At 52.3% G+C, this 21,313-nt stretch carries 24 protein-coding genes and 1 pseudogene; 17 read left to right on the top strand and 8 right to left on the bottom strand.

The features are described from left to right. Positions 1-8: 8 nt before the first annotated feature. The 3 genes and pseudogenes from OGY83_RS22815 to OGY83_RS22825 all read right to left on the bottom strand — a co-directional run bounded on the left by OGY83_RS22815 (position 9) and on the right by OGY83_RS22825 (position 1,316). Complete coding sequence (locus OGY83_RS22815; protein WP_191214200.1) at positions 9-539, bottom strand: YqhG/Tai3 family protein; 531 nt, start codon at positions 537-539, stop codon at positions 9-11. Next, a pseudogene (locus OGY83_RS22820) lies at positions 539-908 on the bottom strand (hypothetical protein). Before OGY83_RS22820 ends, OGY83_RS22815 begins: the two are co-directional and overlap by 1 nt. A 150-nt stretch (positions 909-1,058) precedes the next feature. Next, on the bottom strand, positions 1,059-1,316 hold the full coding sequence (locus tag OGY83_RS22825; protein WP_286636972.1) for a helix-turn-helix domain-containing protein: 258 nt from the start codon (positions 1,314-1,316) through the stop codon (positions 1,059-1,061). A 172-nt stretch (positions 1,317-1,488) separates the two neighbouring features. On the opposite strand from OGY83_RS22825, the gene OGY83_RS22830 reads away from it, so the two are divergent. Both OGY83_RS22830 and OGY83_RS22835 read left to right on the top strand, forming a co-directional pair. Beyond that, complete coding sequence (locus tag OGY83_RS22830) at positions 1,489-1,863, top strand: hypothetical protein (protein ID WP_191228779.1); 375 nt, start codon at positions 1,489-1,491, stop codon at positions 1,861-1,863. A 179-nt stretch (positions 1,864-2,042) separates the two neighbouring features. Continuing rightward, on the top strand, positions 2,043-3,221 hold the full coding sequence (locus tag OGY83_RS22835; RefSeq protein ID WP_003834805.1) for an MFS transporter: 1,179 nt from the start codon (positions 2,043-2,045) through the stop codon (positions 3,219-3,221). Here the strand turns inward: OGY83_RS22835 and flk are convergent. Further along, the gene (gene flk, locus OGY83_RS22840) at positions 3,218-4,219 is read right to left on the bottom strand and encodes a flagella biosynthesis regulator Flk (RefSeq protein WP_123267793.1); all 1,002 of its coding nucleotides are present in this window, start codon (positions 4,217-4,219) and stop codon (positions 3,218-3,220) included. The two genes, OGY83_RS22835 and flk, sit on opposite strands and share 4 nt — an antisense overlap. 108 nt (positions 4,220-4,327) lie before the next feature. On the opposite strand from flk, the gene pdxB reads away from it, so the two are divergent. The 15 genes from pdxB to hisP all read left to right on the top strand — a co-directional run bounded on the left by pdxB (position 4,328) and on the right by hisP (position 18,602). Beyond that, positions 4,328-5,464 carry a 4-phosphoerythronate dehydrogenase PdxB gene (gene pdxB, locus OGY83_RS22845; RefSeq protein WP_079939919.1) on the top strand — a complete coding sequence of 379 codons (1,137 nt, stop codon included), beginning with the start codon at positions 4,328-4,330 and terminating at the stop codon, positions 5,462-5,464. A 68-nt stretch (positions 5,465-5,532) separates the two neighbouring features. Further along, positions 5,533-6,546: an aspartate-semialdehyde dehydrogenase gene (locus OGY83_RS22850; protein ID WP_181510610.1), complete on the top strand. Its 1,014-nt coding sequence runs from the start codon at positions 5,533-5,535 to the stop codon at positions 6,544-6,546. Then, entirely contained in the window at positions 6,546-7,358 is an 813-nt protein-coding gene (truA, locus tag OGY83_RS22855) for a tRNA pseudouridine(38-40) synthase TruA (protein WP_123267626.1), read from the top strand. The genes OGY83_RS22850 and truA overlap by 1 nt, the downstream gene beginning before the upstream one ends. Before the next feature lie 24 nt (positions 7,359-7,382). Continuing rightward, the gene (locus OGY83_RS22860) at positions 7,383-8,042 is read left to right on the top strand and encodes a DedA family protein (RefSeq protein WP_003028140.1); all 660 of its coding nucleotides are present in this window, start codon (positions 7,383-7,385) and stop codon (positions 8,040-8,042) included. A 149-nt stretch (positions 8,043-8,191) separates the two neighbouring features. Continuing rightward, positions 8,192-9,106 (top strand): acetyl-CoA carboxylase, carboxyltransferase subunit beta, encoded by a 915-nt coding sequence (gene accD, locus OGY83_RS22865; RefSeq protein ID WP_079939916.1) that lies wholly within the window; start codon positions 8,192-8,194, stop codon positions 9,104-9,106. A gap of 192 nt (positions 9,107-9,298) precedes the next feature. Beyond that, positions 9,299-10,567 carry a bifunctional tetrahydrofolate synthase/dihydrofolate synthase gene (gene folC / locus OGY83_RS22870; RefSeq protein ID WP_286636973.1) on the top strand — a complete coding sequence of 423 codons (1,269 nt, stop codon included), beginning with the start codon at positions 9,299-9,301 and terminating at the stop codon, positions 10,565-10,567. Then, on the top strand, positions 10,557-11,219 hold the full coding sequence (dedD, locus tag OGY83_RS22875) for a cell division protein DedD (protein WP_286636974.1): 663 nt from the start codon (positions 10,557-10,559) through the stop codon (positions 11,217-11,219). The genes folC and dedD overlap by 11 nt, the downstream gene beginning before the upstream one ends. Positions 11,220-11,432: 213 nt before the next feature. Beyond that, positions 11,433-11,921 carry a colicin V production protein gene (cvpA, locus tag OGY83_RS22880; protein ID WP_003028129.1) on the top strand — a complete coding sequence of 163 codons (489 nt, stop codon included), beginning with the start codon at positions 11,433-11,435 and terminating at the stop codon, positions 11,919-11,921. Between the two features lie 33 nt (positions 11,922-11,954). Next, on the top strand, positions 11,955-13,472 hold the full coding sequence (purF, locus tag OGY83_RS22885) for an amidophosphoribosyltransferase (RefSeq protein ID WP_003028127.1): 1,518 nt from the start codon (positions 11,955-11,957) through the stop codon (positions 13,470-13,472). Between the two features lie 96 nt (positions 13,473-13,568). Then, the gene (locus tag OGY83_RS22890) at positions 13,569-14,138 is read left to right on the top strand and encodes a UbiX family flavin prenyltransferase (protein ID WP_003028125.1); all 570 of its coding nucleotides are present in this window, start codon (positions 13,569-13,571) and stop codon (positions 14,136-14,138) included. A 287-nt stretch (positions 14,139-14,425) separates the two neighbouring features. After that, positions 14,426-15,208: a lysine/arginine/ornithine ABC transporter substrate-binding protein ArgT gene (gene argT, locus OGY83_RS22895; protein WP_006683634.1), complete on the top strand. Its 783-nt coding sequence runs from the start codon at positions 14,426-14,428 to the stop codon at positions 15,206-15,208. Positions 15,209-15,455: 247 nt separating this feature from the next. Further along, on the top strand, positions 15,456-16,238 hold the full coding sequence (gene hisJ / locus OGY83_RS22900) for a histidine ABC transporter substrate-binding protein HisJ (RefSeq protein WP_003028120.1): 783 nt from the start codon (positions 15,456-15,458) through the stop codon (positions 16,236-16,238). A gap of 186 nt (positions 16,239-16,424) precedes the next feature. Then, positions 16,425-17,111: a histidine ABC transporter permease HisQ gene (locus OGY83_RS22905; protein ID WP_003028118.1), complete on the top strand. Its 687-nt coding sequence runs from the start codon at positions 16,425-16,427 to the stop codon at positions 17,109-17,111. Beyond that, positions 17,108-17,815 carry a histidine ABC transporter permease HisM gene (gene hisM / locus OGY83_RS22910; RefSeq protein WP_043017063.1) on the top strand — a complete coding sequence of 236 codons (708 nt, stop codon included), beginning with the start codon at positions 17,108-17,110 and terminating at the stop codon, positions 17,813-17,815. The genes OGY83_RS22905 and hisM overlap by 4 nt, the downstream gene beginning before the upstream one ends. Before the next feature lie 13 nt (positions 17,816-17,828). After that, complete coding sequence (hisP, locus tag OGY83_RS22915) at positions 17,829-18,602, top strand: histidine ABC transporter ATP-binding protein HisP (protein WP_003028114.1); 774 nt, start codon at positions 17,829-17,831, stop codon at positions 18,600-18,602. Between the two features lie 33 nt (positions 18,603-18,635). Here hisP and OGY83_RS22920 read toward each other — a convergent pair whose 3' ends face one another. The 4 genes from OGY83_RS22920 to yfcG form a co-directional block, all read right to left on the bottom strand. Further along, complete coding sequence (locus OGY83_RS22920; protein ID WP_286636975.1) at positions 18,636-19,151, bottom strand: GNAT family N-acetyltransferase; 516 nt, start codon at positions 19,149-19,151, stop codon at positions 18,636-18,638. 71 nt (positions 19,152-19,222) lie between these two features. Beyond that, on the bottom strand, positions 19,223-20,116 hold the full coding sequence (locus OGY83_RS22925; protein ID WP_286636976.1) for a TIGR01777 family oxidoreductase: 894 nt from the start codon (positions 20,114-20,116) through the stop codon (positions 19,223-19,225). A gap of 20 nt (positions 20,117-20,136) precedes the next feature. Continuing rightward, entirely contained in the window at positions 20,137-20,499 is a 363-nt protein-coding gene (gene folX, locus OGY83_RS22930; RefSeq protein ID WP_003028107.1) for a dihydroneopterin triphosphate 2'-epimerase, read from the bottom strand. Between the two features lie 54 nt (positions 20,500-20,553). After that, on the bottom strand, positions 20,554-21,189 hold the full coding sequence (yfcG, locus tag OGY83_RS22935) for a GSH-dependent disulfide bond oxidoreductase (RefSeq protein ID WP_286636977.1): 636 nt from the start codon (positions 21,187-21,189) through the stop codon (positions 20,554-20,556). Between the last annotated feature and the right edge of the window lie 124 nt (positions 21,190-21,313).

The raw sequence follows: 21,313 nt of genomic DNA on the forward strand, positions 1-21,313 counted from the left end.
TCCCTTTTTTACTTATTCATCTTTTCATACTCCGGTGCGATCTCTGCAGACCATGCTTGGGCTTGCGCGATGTCACCGGTGCTGTAGATTGGCTGTTCAAAATGATTGCCCAGATCCGTTACGCGATATATTTTCCAGCGACCCTCTTCCCAACGCGTATACACTTCCAGCAGTATGGGGGCTTCACCTGTCGGCCCACCTAATTGGACTTCCACTTTTTCGCCGCCGAGAAAGGGGTGAGCTGGTCCAACCCGTAACAGCGGGATCCATTCAGGGTCGTAATCCTGCACGTACATAAAGTAGTCAGAATCCAGTATTTCCTGCTCATAAAGACTATCAATCAGCGCCAGACGATTAATAACGTCTTTCGCCACATAGCGTTGCAATAATGTGGATGTGTCATGAGAAGTATCCAGATCTTGGGTAAAGTTGTTCATCCACGCGAGATAGAACTGCTTTACATCTTGTGTGCTGTCACTGCGAGGTGAAGAACAACCACAAAGTAACAAAACCAGAGCAATCAACGAGAGCGCTTTCATTATTGTTTCCTGTAAATAGTGTATGACGGTTTTGCCGCCCGATAGCCAGGCCCCGCCCACATATCACGTTGTCTAAAATCGGAGTACCACTCCTGACCGTCAAATATCGCCATATGACCGCTTGGGTTTCCTCCCTCATAAGGTTGAATGACGACGACATCACCTGCTCTGGGCTGTTCAAATGTGCCGATAGGACTGAATCCTGCGTTTTTTAACAGCGGTCCATAATCTTTAGCATGGTAGGTATTTCCAAGAGAAATACCTCCTGCCTGAATGGCTTTGCGGGTAAATTCTGCACAGCGCATTCTGAGAATGCACGCCTGCATGTGATTTCGCATAATTTGTTGCTGCTGTTTTATTCCAGCTCATCATGACCCCTGTTAAAAAAATATGTAATAGGTTCGCGTATTGCTTTAACAGGATTTAATCTGACGAGAATGGCCGATAGTGCTATTAATATCAGGAATATATTTAACTGACGTATTAATTAATCCGTTTAGTGAATCATGTATTATATGTTTATAATTGATGATTATTCTTTGTAACGGTTTTTTTTGCTAATTTCGAGAGATAGCGTGACGGCCAAATTACGTCCGGCGTGGTTTCCAGCGCCTGTGCGATGATCTGTTCTGCTCGAGGCCAATTGCGGGTAAATACATTTCGTAGCGAATCAGGAGACAAGCCTGCCGAACGTGATAATTCTCTGAGCGTAATGCCTCTTTTTTCCAGTGCACTTTTAATATCTGCACGATGCCAGTCTTGGCTTTTGTGTTCCATTCTGTAATCCTAAGAAGATGTGTTATCGGCACCGATATTTTTCAGGGTATAAATTAGAAAGAAAAAAGAACGTTACTTTCTTTTTTATCGTAGGAATATTGCCAGAATTAATTTGAAATTTCGCGAAAAAGAAAAATTATTTTTATTTCATCAGCAGAAAGGAAAGAAACTGATGGTAAAAGAGTGGTTCACGGTAAAGGAGTGTCTTGAATTACCGGGGTTTCCTGGAAGCGCACCCGCTGTACGCCTGCGCTTAAATACCTACAGTGAAGGGAAGGAGGGCGTTAAGCGCAAGCGTGCGAAATCTAAGGCCGAGGAATTCCATATTTCTGTGTTCCCACTGTATGTTCGTTCGTATCTGAATGAAAATGAGAAAACAGTAGTGCCAGAACGCAACATTGTGCAGGAAGCTGAGCCCAAAGAGATTTGGGATATGATGTTCCGGCTCCTGACGCCGCAGCAGCGTGAACAGGTAACCGGGCGGTTCAGAGCGAAAGGCATTGATGCGGTATTTCCCTTTTTGTTCGTTGAGAAGTCACCGCTTTGAAACGCACAGCTATGCTTTCACAGTTGACAGCCAGGGTCACTCGCAGGCAGACTCCAGCTTCAACATTATCCTCTTGATAATGCGTAAGCGTTTAACGTTATCCAACGCACCTTAATCCTGATAGTCAGGTAGAGGGGGCGTGGACATTCCTCGCCTTACTCTGCATTTTGGAGTAACGCATGACAGCTGTAACCCAACAAGAAAAAACACCTTCGGCGAATTTTTCGCTGTTTCGTATCGCTTTTGCGGTTTTCCTGACCTATATGACGGTCGGTCTACCTTTGCCCGTCATTCCTCTGTTTGTGCACCAGGAACTGGGCTATGGCAATACCATGGTCGGTATCGCCGTAGGCGTACAGTTTCTGGCAACGGTATTAACGCGCGGCTACGCCGGGCGCTTAGCCGATCAATATGGCGCTAAACGTTCGGCGCTACAGGGAATGTTTGCCTGTGGGCTGGCGGGCGCGGCGTGGCTTTTAGCCGCGCTATTGCCTGTCTCTGTCCCCGTAAAATTTGCGTTATTAATCGTCGGACGTTTGATCCTCGGCTTTGGCGAAAGCCAACTGCTCACCGGAACGCTGACCTGGGGACTTGGGCTGGTCGGCCCAACACGCTCCGGTAAAGTGATGTCGTGGAACGGAATGGCGATTTACGGCGCGCTGGCCGCCGGTGCACCGTTAGGCCTGTTGATCCACAGCCACTTTGGCTTCGCGGCGCTGGCGGGAACCACAATGGTATTACCGCTGCTGGCATGGGCATTCAACGGCACCGTGCGCAAAGTGCCTGCGCATGCAGGAGAACGTCCTTCGTTATGGAGCGTGGTAGGGCTTATCTGGAAACCGGGCCTGGGCCTGGCGCTGCAGGGTGTTGGCTTTGCGGTGATCGGTACCTTTATTTCGCTCTATTTTGTCAGCAACGGCTGGACGATGGCGGGGTTCACCCTGACTGCGTTTGGTGGGGCATTTGTGCTGATGCGTATTCTGTTTGGCTGGATGCCGGACCGGTTCGGCGGCGTGAAGGTTGCCGTTGTCTCTTTGCTGGTGGAAACTGCGGGGCTGATTCTGCTGTGGCAGGCCCCCTCAGCCTGGATTGCGCTGCTCGGAGCGGCATTAACCGGGGCCGGGTGTTCGCTTATCTTCCCGGCCTTGGGTGTCGAGGTAGTGAAGCGAGTGCCCGCGCAGGTTCGTGGGACGGCGCTGGGCGGTTACGCCGCGTTTCAGGATATCTCCTACGGTATAAGCGGTCCGGTCGCCGGGGTGCTGGCCACTGCGTACGGTTATCCTTCAGTGTTCCTTGCCGGGGCGATATCCGCCGTGGTGGGGATTATCGTGACGTTACTTACGCTGCGAAAAGGTTAAGCGACCAGCCAGAAAATGGCTAACGCAATTATCAACGCAACAAACAGCAGTCCCGGTCGTGCCGACAGAGATTTAACCGTTTCAATCATCGGCGCGAACGGGCTGTAAATGGGCTGCAGATGACGCGGATCGCTGAGCTCGCGTTCTCGTTCCACGCGACGCAGGAAAATTTGATTGAGCAAGTCCTGCACCTGCACCGTGGTCAGAATCGATTGTGGTTGGATCTGATACGTTTGCTGTGCGTACTCTTTTATTGCTGTCAGCTCATTCGGCTCTAATGGCAGCTTCAGCGCCGCCTGGAGCGTTTGTAGCGTCGGGGCGCTTTGCAGGCTGAGCGTCTGGCGCGCCTGCAGCCAGGTGACCAGGTGCGTAAACTGTTTGGCAGGGATCAGCTCACCGCTTTTTACGCCAGACAACTCCAGCATCGACTGCCAGATCATCTTCCCGGATTCTCCCGTGGCCGCCGCCAGTTTGGTAACTAACTGGTTCAGAGTATTGTGCTCTGCGGGGAGCAATGGACGATCGGTGGCCGGGCGCTGCTGCGGCTGCGGTATCGACAGCTGCCCCTGTTGCAGCAGCGTGAGCACGTTCTTTAACTGCTCAGGCGTGAGCTGGCTGAGCGCCGTTTGCCCATACTGCTGACGGATAAAATCACTCACCGCCTGGCGATTATTTCCCTGGCTCAGTAATTCAGTGAGCTGCGAAAGCACCTGACGATTAACATGATTTTGCTGAGCAACCCCCAGTCGTTGGTTAAGGTTTTGCTCAGCGGCTGGAAAGTGACGTGACTGCAGCGGCGTATCACTTTTGACGCCCAGATCGTGCTTCATTCCGGCCCACACTTCAGCACTTTGCTGCTGGGTGAGTGAAATCAAACGGGTAATTAGCCGTTCCAGCACAGTACGTTGTTGCGTGGATAACGGTTGTTCACCCGCAGCGGAAGGGGCATTTTGGCCTTCACCGGGAGGGCGTGCGGGCGTACCTGAAATGGGCTGCATCATCTCTGTTCCTTAAATCTGTGCTGACCAGGTCTCGCAGTATGCCTGGCGGCGAGATTATGGCACACTTGCCCGGTTAACTCTCGTTCTCAAACAGGTGCGAAAGACGTGAAAATCCTCGTTGATGAAAATATGCCCTATGCCCGCGAACTGTTCAGTCGTTTGGGGGAGGTCAAAGCGGTTCCCGGCCGTCCGATTCCCGTAGCTGAACTGGATGATGCGGATGCTTTAATGGTGCGCTCGGTGACGAAAGTAAATGAATCACTGCTTGGCGGAAAACCGGTTAAATTCGTCGGGACGGCAACCGCTGGCACAGACCATGTGGATGACGCCTGGCTTGCTCAGGCGGGGATCGGTTTTTCCGCCGCACCCGGTTGTAACGCAATAGCGGTCGTAGAATATGTTTTTTCAGCATTGCTGATGCTGGCGGAGCGCGACGGGTTTGCGTTACGCGATCGCACCGTAGGCATTGTGGGTGTGGGGAACGTGGGCGGGCGTTTGCAGGCGCGTCTGGAAGCGTTGGGGATCCGCACGCTGCTGTGCGATCCACCGCGAGCCGATCGCGGTGACGAAGGCAATTTCTGCTCGCTGGATGAACTGGTTGAGCAAGCCGATGTGCTGACTTTCCATACCCCGCTGTTTAAAGACGGGCCGTACAAAACGCTGCATATGGCGGATGACGCGCTGATTAGCCGGTTGAAGCCGGGCACTATTCTGATCAACGCCTGCCGTGGGCCGGTCATCGACAATACGGCATTGCTGAACCGATTGAATGCCGGTCAGTCGCTGAGCGTTGTGCTGGATGTCTGGGAAGGAGAGCCGGATCTCAATGTGGCATTGCTGGAGAAAGCTGATATCGGCACGGCGCACATTGCCGGGTATACCCTCGAAGGAAAAGCGCGTGGCACCACGCAGGTCTTTGAGGCCTATAGTAAGTTTATTGGTCACGAGCAGCACGTTGCGCTGAGTACCCTGTTACCCGCGCCGGAATTTGGTCGTATTACCCTGCATGGCCCGTTAGATCAGCCAACGCTGAAAAGGCTCGTGCATTTAGTGTATGATGTGCGCCGCGATGATGCGCCGTTGCGTAAAGTCGCTGGAATTCCGGGTGAGTTTGATAAACTGCGTAAAAATTACCTTGAGCGTCGTGAATGGTCGTCTTTATATGTGATGTGTGACGACGCAACGGCTGCTGCCTTATTGTGTAAGCTGGGTTTTAACGCTGTTCATCATCCGGCACATTAATGTCTTCTTAATGCTCCCTGTCGAATAATGCGACAGGGACGCTTACGTATTTCTTGGAGTAAATCACCATGTCTGAAGGCTGGAATATTGCCATTCTGGGCGCAACGGGCGCCGTAGGCGAAGCCCTGCTCGATACGCTGGCTGAACGCCAGTTCCCGGTCGGTGAAATTTATGCGCTGGCGCGTAATGAAAGCGCCGGTGAGCATCTGCGTTTTAACGGTAAATCGGTCATAGTGCAGGACGTTGCAGACTTTGACTGGACGCAGGCACAGTTGGCATTTTTTGTTGCGGGCGCTGAAGCCACCGCCGCATGGGTAGAAGAAGCCACTAATGCGGGTTGTCTGGTGATTGACAGCAGCGGTCTGTTCGCGCTCGAGCCTGACGTTCCGCTGGTGGTTCCGGACGTTAACCCGTTCGTGCTGGCGGATTACCGTAACCGCAATGTGATTGCGGTGCCTAACAGCCTGACCAGCCAACTGCTGTCTGCGTTGAAACCATTGATTGATGACGGTGGGCTTTCGCGTATTACCGTGACCAATATTATTTCAGCTTCCGCTCATGGCAAAAAAGCGGTGGATGCGCTGGCCGGACAGAGTGCAAAACTGCTTAACGGCATCCCGATTGACGAAGATGATTTCTTTGGCCGCCAGTTGGCATTCAACATGCTGCCGTTGCTGCCCGATCGCGAAGGTAGCGTGCGTGAAGAGCGTCGTATCGTCGATGAAGTGCGCAAAATTATGCAGGACGACGGCCTGCTCATCTCCGCCAGCATTGTGCAGTCCCCGGTATTTTATGGTCACGCACAGATGGTGAACTTTGAGGCCCTGCGCCCGTTGGCGGCGGAAGAAGCACGCGACGCTTTTTCACGCGCAGAGGACGTGGTGTTGTCGGAAGAAACCGATTTCCCGACCCAGGTTGGCGATGCATCGGGCACGCCGCACCTTTCTATTGGCTGTGTGCATAACGATTACGGTATGCCGGAGCAAGTTCAGTTCTGGTCTGTGGCAGACAACGTGCGTTTTGGCGGCGCGTTGATGGCGGTGAAAATTGCGGAAAAACTGGTGCAGGAGTACCTGTACTAATGTCTGACCAGCAACAGCCGTCAACCCATAAAATTGCGCTGGGCATTGAGTATGACGGCAGCAAATATTATGGCTGGCAGCGCCAGAACGAAGTACGTAGCGTTCAGGAAAAACTGGAAAAAGCGCTCTCTCAGGTGGCGAATGAACGCATCAATGTTTTTTGTGCAGGACGCACGGATGCGGGCGTTCATGGCACTGGGCAGGTCGTTCATTTTGAAACCACCGCCCAGCGTAAAGATGCGGCCTGGACACTGGGGGTAAATGCGAATTTGCCTGGTGACATCGCTGTGCGCTGGGTTAAAGCTGTACCCGATGATTTTCATGCCCGATTTAGCGCCACGGCTCGCCGTTATCGCTACATCATCTACAATCATCGGTTGCGCCCTGCAGTTTTGGGTAAAGGGGTAACCCATTACTATGAACCGCTGGACGCTGAGCGTATGCATCGTGCGGCCCAGTGTCTGATTGGCGAAAATGATTTTACCTCGTTTCGGGCGGTGCAGTGTCAGTCGCGCACGCCGTGGCGAAACGTGATGCACATTAACGTCGAACGTTTCGGTGCATATGTGGTGGTGGATATTAAAGCGAATGCCTTTGTACATCATATGGTCAGGAATATTGTCGGCAGCCTGATGGAAGTTGGCGCCAACAACCAGCCGGAGAGCTGGATAGCAGAACTGTTAGCGGCGAAGGACAGAACGCTGGCAGCGGCAACGGCGAAAGCGGAAGGACTGTATCTGGTTGCAGTAGATTACCCAGAGCGGTTCGACCTGCCAAAACCGCCTATGGGCCCGCTATTTCTGGCGGACTAATTTGAGTCGTATAAAGGCAAAACTATGGACCTGATTTACTTTCTTATCGATTTTATCCTGCACATTGATGTGCACCTGGCGGAGCTGGTTGCGGAATACGGTATCTGGGTATACGCCATTCTGTTTCTAATCCTGTTCTGTGAAACCGGGCTGGTGGTGACACCATTCCTGCCTGGTGACTCGCTGCTGTTTGTTGCAGGTGCGCTTTCTGCGCTGCCAACCAACGATCTCAATGTTCATCTGATGGTGGCACTGATGATTGTGGCGGCGATTGTGGGCGATGCGGTGAACTACACGATTGGCCGATTGTTCGGGGAAAAACTTTTCAGTAACCCGAACTCCAAAATTTTCCGCCGCAGCTACCTGGATAAAACCCATGCGTTCTACGAGCGTCATGGCGGTAAGACGATTATCCTGGCGCGTTTCGTGCCTATCGTGCGTACATTTGCGCCGTTTGTTGCCGGTATGGGACATATGTCCTACCGTCACTTTGCGATGTATAACGTCGTAGGTGCACTGCTTTGGGTATTGTTGTTCACCTACGCAGGCTACCTGTTCGGCGATCTGCCGATCGTCCAGGAAAACCTGAAATTATTGATTGTGGCGATTATCGTCCTTTCCGTATTGCCGGGGGTGATTGAAGTAATTCGCCATAAGCGTGCTGCGTCACGGGCTGCAAAATAGAAAGTAACTCAGCGGTTCGACCACTTTTTTATCCAAAGTTTCGGGCTGTTATGTTTTAATGTGCAACATTCATGGTCTGTTAGGGGCAAAAATGGCATTATGCGTCCCTTATAACAAAGCTGACTAGGGTTCAGGCAGAAAGGTCACCAATGAGCTGGATTGAACGAATTAAAAGCAACATTACTCCCACCCGCAAGGCAAGCATTCCTGAAGGGGTGTGGACCAAGTGTGATAGCTGCGGTCAGGTTTTATACCGTGCTGAGCTGGAACGTAATCTTGAGGTCTGTCCGAAGTGTGACCATCATATGCGCATGTCGGCGCGCAATCGCCTGCATAGCCTGTTAGATGAAGGTTCTCTTGTGGAACTGGGTAGCGAGCTTGAGCCGAAAGACGTGCTGAAGTTTCGTGACTCCAAAAAATACAAAGACAGACTGGCTTCTGCGCAGAAAGAAACCGGCGAGAAAGATGCGCTGGTGGTGATGAAAGGCACGCTTCACGGTATGCCGGTCGTTGCTGCGGCATTCGAGTTCGCGTTTATGGGCGGCTCCATGGGCTCTGTGGTCGGCGCGCGTTTTGTCCGTGCCGTTGAGCAGGCGCTGGAAGATAACTGCCCAATGATCTGCTTCTCCGCTTCTGGCGGGGCGCGTATGCAGGAAGCGCTGATGTCTCTGATGCAGATGGCGAAAACCTCTGCTGCGCTGGCGAAAATGCAGGAACGCGGTTTACCGTATATTTCTGTACTGACCGACCCAACAATGGGTGGTGTTTCCGCAAGTTTCGCGATGTTGGGCGATCTCAACATTGCAGAACCGAAAGCATTGATCGGCTTCGCGGGTCCGCGTGTTATCGAGCAAACCGTACGTGAGAAACTGCCGCCGGGATTCCAGCGCAGCGAGTTCCTGATTGAAAAAGGCGCTATCGATATGATCGTCCGCCGTCCGGAAATGCGCCTGAAACTGGCAAGTATCCTGGCGAAGCTGATGAATCTTCCTGCGCCGAATCCGGATGAGCCGCGTGAAGGCGAAGTGGTACCTCCGGTTCCCGATCAGGAACCAGAGGCCTGATAGTTTACGCTATGGGTTTCGGGTTGCAGGCAGGCGACAAGAGTGTTGATCCCGATGAGCTTACACCGGTAAGCGATTCGGGAGAGCGAGTACAGCCAACGCATCTGCAACGTGGAAAACGACGTGTAAAAAAGGGCAGGCCGGTTGGCGCTGCCCTTTTGCTTTTCTTAACGTAAAGAATCTACAGGCATCATGGACAATAAACGTATCCCTCAAGCCGCGTCGCCCCTGGCGTCGTGGCTTTCTTATCTGGAAAACCTGCACAGTAAAACCATTGATCTGGGCCTTGAACGCGTCAGCCAGGTGGCGCGTAAACTGGGTGTGTTGAAACCTGCACCATTTGTTTTTACGGTGGCGGGAACCAATGGGAAAGGCACAACCTGTCGTACGCTGGAATCTGTGCTGACTGCGGCAGGCTATAAAGTTGGGGTGTACAGTTCGCCTCATCTGGTGCGCTACACGGAACGCGTACGCGTACAGGGGCGTGAACTGCCGGAATCAGCCCATACCGCCTCGTTTGCTGAGATTGAAGACGCACGGGGTGACATTTCCCTGACTTACTTTGAATACGGTACGTTATCGGCACTCTGGCTGTTTAAACAGGCCCAACTGGATGTCGTTATTCTGGAAGTGGGATTAGGCGGCCGCCTTGACGCCACAAATATCGTCGATGCCGATGTCGCAGTAGTCACCAGTATTGCGCTTGACCATACTGACTGGCTGGGTCCGGATCGCGAAAGTATTGGTCGTGAGAAGGCGGGCATTTTCCGCGCAGAGAAACCGGCCATCGTCGGCGAACCGGAAATGCCTTACACCATCGCGGATGTCGCTCAGGAGTGCGGGGCGATTTTGCAGCGTTGCGGTGTGGACTGGCGCTATGCGGTCACGGAGAACGACTGGTCGTTTACGGATGCTCATGGAACGCTGGCGCACCTGCCGTTGCCGCATGTGCCACAACCTAACGCCGCAACGGCATTGGCCGCACTGCGCGCAAGCGGCCTTAACGTCAGCGAGCAGGCTATTCGTGACGGTATCGAACAAGCGATTTTACCGGGGCGCTTCCAGATTGTGAGCGAGTCGCCGCGGGTGATTTTTGATGTTGCCCATAACCCGCATGCGGCGGAGTATCTGACCGGACGCCTGAAAAAGTTAGTGAAAAGCGGGCGTGTACTTGCGGTTATCGGTATGCTACATGATAAAGATATTGCCGGTACGTTGGCCTGGCTGAAAAGCGTGGTTGACGACTGGTACTGTGCGCCCCTGGAAGGGCCGCGTGGTGCAACGGCGGAACAGTTGCTGGAGCACCTGGGCAAAGGCAACGCTTATGACAGCGTGGCGCAGGCATGGTCTGCAGCACTTGCTGAGGCGAAGCCAGAAGATACCGTGTTGGTGTGTGGATCCTTTCACACTGTCGCACATGTCATGGAAGTAATAGACGTGGGGAGAAGCGGTGGCGAGTAAGTTTCAGAATCGATTAGTCGGCACAATTGTGCTGGTCGCACTCGGGGTTATTGTGCTTCCCGGGCTGCTTGACGGGCAGAAAAAACATTATCAGGATGAATTTGCTGCGATCCCACTGGTGCCTAAACCCGGCGATCGCGATGAACCAGACATGATGCCTGCAGCAACGCAGGCGCTGCCGACTCAGCCGCCGGAAGGGGCGGCAGAAGAGGTGCGTGCGGGTGATGCTGCCGCGCCATCGTTGGATCCATCGCGTTTGACGACGGCAAACAGCGCGGAGTTAGATCCTGTCCCTGCGCCTGTGGAACCACCGAAACCTAAACCGAAGCCGCAGCCTGTTGCTGTCACGCCAACGCCGGCACCGACTCCAGCGCCGAAACCGGCCGCTGAGGAAGCGCCAGCCCCAACCGGCAAAGCGTACGTTGTACAGCTCGGTGCGCTGAAAAACGCGGATAAGGTCAATGAGATCGTGGGTAAACTTCGTGGCGCGGGCTTCCGGGTATATACTTCCCCGTCAACGCCGGTGCAGGGTAAAATAACCCGCATTCTCGTAGGGCCTGACGCCTCCAAAGATAAGCTGAAGAACTCGCTGGGCGAGCTGCAGAAGATCTCTGGTTTGAGTGGGGTGGTGATGGGGTATACCCCTAACTAAGGGATTGCGTTACGTTGCTCTGAAGTAGGCCGGACAAGGTGTTTATACCGCCATCCGGCAGTGCCCGAAGAGGCATAAAATCGTATGGCGTTGAAGATTTTTTCAGCGCCATTTTTATTTACGCGTGGAAAGGAAATCCCTACGCAAACGTTTTCTTTTTCTGTTAGAATGCGCCCCGAACAGGACGACAGGGCGTAAAATCGTGGGACACATATGGTCTGGATTGATTACGCCATTATCGCGGTGATTGGTTTTTCCTGTCTGGTTAGCCTGATCCGTGGCTTTGTTCGTGAAGCATTATCGTTGGTGACTTGGGGTTGTGCTTTCTTTGTCGCCAGCCATTACTACACTTACCTGTCTGTCTGGTTTACGGGCTTTGAAGACGAACTGGTTCGAAATGGGATTGCTATCGCGATACTGTTCATCGCGACACTTATCGTCGGCGCTATCGTTAATTTTGTGATAGGCCAACTGGTAGAGAAAACAGGACTGTCGGGTACCGACAGGGTGTTGGGGATCTGCTTCGGTGCTTTGCGTGGAGCGTTGATCGTCGCCGCCATACTGTTCTTTCTCGATACCTTTACCGGTCTGTCGAAAAGTGAAGACTGGGGTAAGTCGCAGCTGATCCCGCAGTTCAGTTTCATCATCAGATGGTTCTTTGACTATCTGCAAAGCTCGTCAAGTTTCTTGCCCAAAGTATAAACTTTGGGTCGTTGCTGAACGAGGAAAAGACGTATGTGCGGTATTGTCGGTATCGCCGGTGTTATGCCGGTAAACCAGTCGATTTATGACGCGTTAACGGTGCTCCAGCATCGTGGTCAGGATGCTGCGGGCATCATCACCATTGATGCCAACAACTGCTTCCGCTTGCGTAAAGCAAACGGAATGGTGAGCGATATTTTTGAAGCGCGCCATATGCAGCGTTTGCAGGGCAATATGGGCATCGGTCATGTGCGTTACCCAACGGCTGGCAGCTCCAGCGCCTCCGAAGCTCAACCTTTTTACGTCAACTCACCGTATGGCATTACGCTTGCCCACAATGGCAACCTGACCAACGCGCATGAGTTGCGTAAAAAGCTGTTTGAAGAAAAGCGCCGCCACATCAATACCACTTCAGATTCTGAAATTCTGCTGAATATTTTCGCCAGCGAGCTGGATAACTTCCGCCATTACCCGCTGGAAGCCGACAATATTTTTGCGGCCATTGCGGCAACCAATCGCCAAATTCGCGGCGCCTATGCCTGCGTGGCGATGATTATCGGTCACGGTATGGTTGCCTTCCGCGACCCTAACGGTATTCGTCCGCTGGTAATGGGCAAACGCGATATTGGCGATGGCCGTACCGAGTATATGGTGGCGTCTGAGAGCGTAGCGCTGGATACGCTGGGCTTTGAATTCCTGCGCGACGTTGCACCTGGCGAAGCGGTGTACATCACCGAAAAAGGCCAGCTGTTTACCCGTCAGTGTGCTGATAACCCGGTGAGCAATCCGTGTCTGTTTGAATACGTTTACTTCGCACGTCCTGACTCCTTTATCGACAAAATTTCCGTCTACAGCGCCCGTGTGAATATGGGGACTAAGCTTGGCGAAAAAATTGCCCGTGAGTGGGAAGATCTGGACATCGACGTAGTAATCCCAATCCCGGAAACCTCCTGCGATATCGCGCTGGAAATTGCCCGCATTCTCGGTAAGCCGTACCGTCAGGGGTTTGTGAAAAACCGCTATGTGGGCCGTACCTTTATCATGCCGGGCCAGCAGCTGCGTCGTAAATCTGTGCGCCGTAAGCTGAACGCTAACCGTGCGGAATTCCGTGATAAAAACGTGCTGCTGGTAGATGACTCCATCGTGCGCGGCACCACCTCAGAACAGATTATCGAGATGGCGCGTGAAGCCGGAGCGAAGAAGGTCTATCTGGCCTCTGCCGCCCCGGAAATTCGCTTCCCGAACGTTTATGGCATCGATATGCCTACGGCGACGGAGCTGATTGCACATGGTCGTGAAGTGGACGAGATTCGCCAGATAATCGGCGCAGACGGGCTCATCTTCCAGGATCTGAACGATCTGATTGAAGCTGTCCGTGCTGAGAACCCGGATATTCAGCAGTTTGAATGTTCAGTGTTTAACGGGGTGTACGTTACTAAAGACGTCGACCAGCAGTATCTCGATTTCCTCGACTCCCTGCGTAATGACGATGCCAAAGCGGTGTTGCGTCAGAACGAAGCGGAAAACCTTGAGATGCACAACGAAGGTTAATGTTTGCTCGCGAGCAAGGGCGCAACCTGCACCCTTGCTTGCAACTCACCGTAATTTCCTGCAAAGTCGGCCCTGAACAAGTAAGGGCGATTACACATGAAACGACTCATCATTGGTATTTCTGGCGCAAGCGGGGCAATTTACGGTGTGCGCCTGCTGCAGGTTTTGCGTGACGTTACCGATGTGGAAACCCATCTGGTGATGAGTGCCGCTGCCCGGCAGACGCTGGCACTTGAAACGGACCTCTCTGTGCGCGACGTGCAGGCGCTGGCAAATGTGAATCACGATACACGTGATATCGCCGCCAGTATCTCCTCCGGCTCTTTTCAGACCGCCGGAATGGTTATCCTGCCTTGTTCAATCAAAACGCTTTCTGGCATCGTCCACAGTTACACCGATGGGTTGCTTACCCGTGCGGCAGATGTGGTGTTGAAAGAACGTCGTCCGCTGGTGCTGTGTGTACGCGAAACGCCGCTGCATTTGGGGCATTTGCGATTGATGACGCAGGCGGCAGAAATTGGGGCGGTGATTATGCCACCTGTCCCGGCGTTCTATCATCGTCCGCAAACGCTCGATGATGTGATTAATCAAACGGTTAATCGCGTGCTTGACCAGTTTGATATTACTCTTCCGCAGGACCTGTTCACCCGCTGGCAAGGGGCGTAAGCCGTTCCATCAGCGTGCAAAGAATCATCTGTTGCCCTGTTTCAGGGCAATTTTGTAACCGCGATCATATCCTCAACATTTAATTCGTTAAAACTCAACGAAACGCTGCGGTTCAACCGTCAGACCTGCTATCTTCAAAATCAGGACATCATTGCAACGTTTTATTAACATATTTAACGTCGAATATCCTCATCGACGCGAAAATGGCATAAGACCTGCATGAAAAAGTCTGCAAACACACAACACAACGTAAAACATAATAAAATTACGCCACTTGAGGGTTATGTATGAAGAAGACGGTTCTTGCTTTGTCTTTGCTGGTAGGACTCTCCGCCACCGCGGCCAGCTACGCAGCACTTCCGCAGACGGTTCGTATTGGTACAGATACAACGTACGCTCCTTTTTCCTCTAAAGATGCCAAAGGCGATTTTGTCGGCTTTGATATCGATCTGGGAAATGAGATGTGCAAGCGTATGCAAATCAAATGTACCTGGGTTGCCAGCGACTTTGATGCGCTGATCCCGTCGCTGAAAGCGAAAAAAATTGATGCCATCATCTCCTCGCTTTCTATCACCGAGAAGCGTCAGCAAGAGATTGCGTTCTCAGACAAACTTTACGCTGCAGACTCACGTCTGATCGCCGCGAAAGGTTCCCCAATTCAACCGACTCTGGACTCCCTCAAGGGTAAACACGTTGGCGTCCTGCAAGGCTCTACTCAGGAAGCCTATGCCAATGACAACTGGCGCAGCAAAGGCGTGGATGTGGTGGCCTATGCGAACCAGGACCTCATCTATTCTGACCTGACAGCAGGTCGTCTGGATGCGGCGTTGCAAGATGAAGTTGCGGCCAGCGAAGGCTTCCTCAAGCAGCCTGCTGGTAAGGATTACGCTTTTGCCGGCCCGTCGGTGAAAGATAAAAAATACTTTGGTGACGGAACCGGGATTGGCTTGCGCAAAGATGATGCAGAGCTGAAAGCCGCTTTCGACAAAGCGCTGGGCGAACTGCGTAAAGACGGCACCTACGACAAAATGGCGAGCAAATATTTTAATTTTAATGTCTACGGCGATTAATACAGCGACGTGGGGAATTGACTGCACCATTGCGGGTAACCATTACGGTGCATAATAAATGCAGTGCACTGTTATGGTGCTTTTATCGCTGACTTAACAAGCATGAGTGCATACTTAAGCGCTTTTCATGCAAATAAATACCGCCGACAGGGTAGAATGCTTTGCCTTGTCGGCCTGATTAATGGCACGATAACTGCACCTGGTCCTGTAAAGATCCCCTATAAAAGACAGTCTGTTGAGGATAGTTATGAAAAAACTGGTGTTGTCTCTTTCTTTGGTTCTGGCTTTCTCCAGTGCTACCGCAGCATTTGCAGCCATTCCGCAAAAAATTCGTATCGGTACCGATCCTACTTATGCGCCGTTCGAATCGAAAAATGCACAGGGTGAATTAGTCGGTTTTGATATCGATCTGGCTAAAGAGCTGTGCAAACGTATCAATACGCAATGTACCTTCGTGGAAAACCCGCTGGACGCGCTGATCCCTTCGCTAAAAGCGAAGAAAATCGATGCCATCATGTCCTCGCTTTCCATTACTGAAAAGCGTCAGCAGGAAATCGCTTTTACCGACAAGCTTTATGCAGCCGATTCGCGTCTGGTTGTCGCTAAAGATTCTGCTATTCAGCCGACCATTGAGTCGCTGAAAGGTAAACGTGTTGGTGTGCTGCAGGGCACCACCCAGGAAACGTTCGGCAACGAACACTGGGCGCCAAAAGGTATTGAGATTGTCTCTTATCAGGGGCAGGACAATATCTATTCTGACCTGACTGCCGGGCGTATTGACGCCGCGTTCCAGGATGAAGTCGCGGCCAGCGAAGGCTTCCTGAAACAGCCAGTCGGTAAAGATTACAAATTCGGCGGCCCGTCTGTGAAAGACGAGAAGTTATTCGGCGTGGGTACCGGTATGGGGCTGCGCAAAGACGATAACGAGCTGCGCGAAGCGCTGAACAAAGCCTTTGCCGAAATGCGAGCTGACGGTACTTACGAGAAGCTGGCGAAAAAGTACTTCGATTTTGATGTTTACGGCGGTTAATTACCGCAGGTGCTGATAAAGCCCGTAGATTTTTGACGCGTTGAATTTATGCCCGATGGCGCTGCGCCTATCAGGCCTACGGTGGTTTTGTAGGCCGGATAAGGCAACGCCGCCATCCGGCATTTAACGGTTAGTCTGAAATCAAAAGAGGCTTACTACTCCACCACACACGACAGGACAGGCAGCATGTTGTATGGCTTTTCAGGTGTTATTTTACAGGGCGCAATTGTTACGCTGGAGCTGGCACTCAGCTCGGTGGTACTGGCGGTTCTGATAGGTCTTGTCGGCGCAGCAGCAAAGCTGTCGCAAAGCCGGGCAATGGGGCTTATTTTCGAAGGGTACACAACGCTAATCCGCGGCGTGCCCGATCTGGTCTTAATGCTGCTCATCTTCTACGGATTACAAATCGCGCTGAATACCATTACTGATGCAATCGGTATCGGCCAGATTGATATCGATCCGATGGTTGCGGGCATTATCACCCTTGGATTTATCTACGGTGCCTACTTTACCGAAACTTTTCGCGGTGCGTTTATGGCTGTACCAAAAGGCCATATTGAAGCCGCAACGGCGTTTGGCTTTACCAGCTCACAAATATTTCGTCGCATTATGTTCCCGGCGATGATGCGTTATGCCTTACCGGGAATCGGTAATAACTGGCAGGTTATTCTTAAGGCTACGGCGCTGGTATCGTTGCTTGGACTTGAAGACGTGGTGAAAGCGACTCAGCTTGCCGGGAAGAGTACCTGGGAGCCGTTCTATTTTGCCGTCGTGTGCGGGGTCATCTATCTGGTGTTTACCACTGTTTCTAATGGTGTGCTGCTGTACCTTGAGCGCCGCTATTCCGTGGGTGTGAAGAGGGCTGACCTGTGATTGAGATTATTCAGGAATACTGGAAGTCCCTGCTGTGGACCGACGGATATCGCTACACTGGCGTCGCTATCACCCTGTGGCTTTTGATTTCGTCAGTAGTGATGGGCGGAATACTGGCGCTGTTTTTGGCGATTGGCCGCGTTTCCAGTAATAAATTTATCCAGTTTCCCATCTGGCTGTTCACCTATATTTTTCGTGGGACGCCGCTGTACGTTCAGCTACTGGTGTTTTATTCCGGGATGTATACGCTGGAGATAGTTAAAGGCACGGATTTCCTCAACGCGTTTTTCCGCAGCGGGCTGAATTGCACCGTGCTGGCGCTGACGCTGAATACCTGCGCCTATACCACGGAGATTTTCGCCGGGGCTATCCGTTCCGTGCCTCACGGTGAGATTGAGGCTGCGCGCGCATATGGGTTCTCGTCATTCAAACTGTATCGCTGCATTATTTTGCCTTCCGCGCTGCGTATCGCACTGCCGGCTTACAGTAATGAAGTCATTTTAATGCTGCACTCCACGGCGCTGGCATTTACGGCAACGGTGCCAGATTTGTTGAAAATCGCTCGCGATATCAACTCGGCAACGTATCAGCCATTTACCGCCTTCGGTATTGCCGCTGTACTGTATTTGATTATTTCGTATGTCCTGATCAGTCTGTTCCGTAGAGCGGAAAAACGCTGGTTGCAGCATGTATCCTCTAAATGATTCGAGTAACACGATGTCTGAAAATAAATTAAACGTTATCGATTTACATAAGCACTACGGCGAACATGAAGTGCTGAAAGGGGTATCGCTACAGGCCAACGCGGGTGATGTTATCAGCATTATTGGCTCGTCAGGTTCCGGTAAAAGTACCTTCCTGCGCTGCATTAACTTTCTAGAGAAACCAAGCGCGGGGTCGATTGTCGTCAGTGGTCAGAACATTGGTCTGGTGCGCGACAAAGACGGCCAGCTGAAGGTTGCGGACAAAAATCAGTTGCGCCTGCTGCGCACGCGTCTGACGATGGTCTTTCAACACTTTAATCTGTGGAGCCACATGACGGTGCTGGAAAACGTCATGGAAGCGCCGATTCAGGTGCTGGGGCTGAGCAAGCAGGAAGCCCGCGACCGTGCGGTGAAGTATCTGGCTAAAGTGGGCATAGATGAGCGCGCACAGGGCAAATATCCGGTGCATCTGTCCGGTGGTCAGCAGCAGCGTGTTTCCATTGCCCGTGCGCTGGCGATGGAGCCGGAAGTGTTGCTGTTTGATGAACCCACGTCGGCACTTGATCCTGAGCTGGTGGGTGAAGTGCTGCGCATTATGCAACAGCTGGCCGAGGAGGGGAAAACCATGGTGGTGGTGACCCACGAAATGGGGTTTGCCCGTCATGTTTCCACGCACGTGATTTTCCTGCATCAGGGGAAAATTGAGGAAGAGGGTGACCCGGAACAGGTATTCGGTAATCCGCAAAGCCCACGCTTGCAGCAGTTCCTTAAAGGTTCACTGAAGTAAGCCAACAGCCCGGAGACGTTATGCTTTCCGGGCCTACAATTTTAGCGCATCTGACTCCAGACGATACACCCAGTCGTCGTACGCGATGCCGTCAATCTCATACGCCTTTTCCAGTACCTGCGTACGTACAAAGCCCGTCTTTTCCAGAATACGGATTGAACCCTTATTATCCGCCAGCGCGTATGCATTTATCGCCGTCACACCTGCATGCTCGAAGGCATACTGGCACACCGCGCGGACGGCTTCGCTGGCAAAACCTTTCCCCTGAGCCTGTGGCATGACGGCGTAGCCGAGGTCGGCTTCCTGCGGGTAAAGATGGCTGATTTGCAAACCAATATCGCCGAGCGGCGTTGGGTTGTTATGTTCGCGGATGACGAAAGTGTGCTGTGCGGCCAGACGTCTGGCGAATAACAGACGCGTATCTTTCGCCGGGGCGATATCGCCCATATAGCGCATGACTTCGGGACATTCACGGAGTTTCTGGAAAAAAGACCAGTCAGAAAATTGAAACAAAGAGAGGGTAAGTCGGGGTGTCGATATTATCGCCATAACGTCGCCATTGCGGAAATCTGGTCTATAACCTTATCACCACAACGGCGACTGTGAATAGCGCTTAGGGGTTATCGGATGACATCCGCCAGCGCTTCTTCTAAATCGTACCAGCGAAATGCAAAACCGGACGCTTCCAGGCGCTTGGGCAATGCACGTTGTCCACCAAGGACCAGTACTGATGATTCTCCCATCAGCAGTCGCATAACGGTGGCGGGAACGCGCAGAATGGCAGGGCGGTTCAGAGCGTGTCCCAGCGCGTGGGCAAACTGCTCATTGTGTACCGGATATGGCGAAACCATATTGAAGGGACCGCGCAGATCGTTATTCAGCAGCCAGATAATTCCGTTGACCATATCATCAACATGGATCCAGGCCATATACTGGCGTCCGTTACCGATCGGACCTCCTAAGCCAAGACGAAACGGCGGGACCATTTTCGCCAGAATGCCGCCTGCTGAGGCCAGTACTACGCCGGTACGCAGCATACACACGCGGGTTTTGTCGCTTTGCGCAGTGCTGGCAATTTGCTCCCAGCGGGCACATAGCTTATGGGTAAATTCGTTATGCGGTGGCTCTTCTTCCGTAACCACAACTTCGCCCAAATCGCCGTAGTAACCGGTAGCGGAACCGGAGATTAACACCGTGGGCGGCGTCTCGCTGGCATTGATTAAATCGACCAGTTTCTGCGTAATGCCCCAACGGCTCTGGCACAGACGTTCCTTTTGCTGTGCGCTCCAGCGCTTATCTGCGATAGGCTCTCCGGCAAGGTTAATCACGGCATCAATGTCATTGAGATGTTGCCGCTCTTCCAGTCCTTTCCACAACGTGACCCGAGAGTCGAGAATCTGACGCGCTTTATCAGGAGTACGTGTCACTACGATTATCTGATGCCCCAGTTCCAGCAGGCAGGGGATCAGATGACGTCCAATCAGGCCAGTACCACCGGTAATCAGAATCTGCATATCGCCTCCCGGGTTACGTTTTAGCGCTGCCAGCTCAGCGTCATTGATACTGAGTCGGCGTAACGCAATGCGTGAAGTTTATCTATCTCTACTTCAGCATAAGTGACCCAGTGATGTTCGCGTGCGATATCGAGCACATCTTGAGTTAATTTTTCTAACAATGAGAAGCGGTTACCCTCCACGTGGGCAATGATGCTCTTGGTGATAGTGCGATAATTCAGCGCGTCGTTGATATCTTCGCTGGTACGGGCTTTGTCTGCCGGATAGTGAATGGCAATGTTGATGACGATATCCTGGCGATTAAGGATCTCCTCTTCTTTGATGCCGATAAAGGTGCGCAGACGAAGGTTTTTTATACGAATAATAGCGTCAGGTTGTGACATTGCAGGTTTCCTCCATGTATGAACCTCTGCATGATACACGAGAACCGAATCGCGTCACCGCTTCTCACTCTGTGCTTGCTGCATGGCGCGTTCCGTAGCGGGACGGGTGCGGATGCGTTCATGCCAGTTATTGACCGCCGGGTAGTTGTCGAGGTCGATGCGCTGGCGCTGATGGGCGTGGATCCACGGCCAGCAGGCAATATCGGCAATGCTGTAGTGATCGCCTCCCAGCCAGGGTGACGTTTCCAGGCGTTTATTCATCACGTTGTACAGGCGCTGGGTTTCAACCTGGTACCTTTCAATAGCGTAGGGGATCGTTTGTGGGGCGTAGTGGCTGAAATGATGATTCTGCCCCAGCATGGGGCCCAGCCCGCTGACCTGCCAGAACAGCCACTGAAGCGTGATGTGGCGCTCACGCAACTCACCGCTCAGCAGCTTACCGCTCTTCTCCGCAAGGTAGAGTAAAATTTCACCGGACTCAAACAGGCTGATGGGCCTTCCGCCATCTTCCGGCGCATGATCGATAATGGCCGGGATTTTATTGTTCGGCGAGATCTGCAGAAAATCGGGGCGAAACTGGCTACCTTTGCTGATATCAACATGAATCAGACGGTATTGCAGCTGCGCCTCTTCAAGAAACAACGTAATTTTGTGACCGTTTGGCGATGGCGTGTAATAGAGATCGATCATTTTCAGCATCCGTTTTGTCATGAACCGGGTCATAACAAGTATAGAGCCTGTTGGCGTGCGTGAGTTTTCATCAAGTGACAGCGAGAGAAAGACTCTATATTTTGAAAGCAAGCCAATACACTTC

The sequence above is a fragment of the Citrobacter sp. Cpo090 genome (assembly GCF_030332665.1).
Classification (GTDB): domain Bacteria; phylum Pseudomonadota; class Gammaproteobacteria; order Enterobacterales; family Enterobacteriaceae; genus Citrobacter; species Citrobacter portucalensis.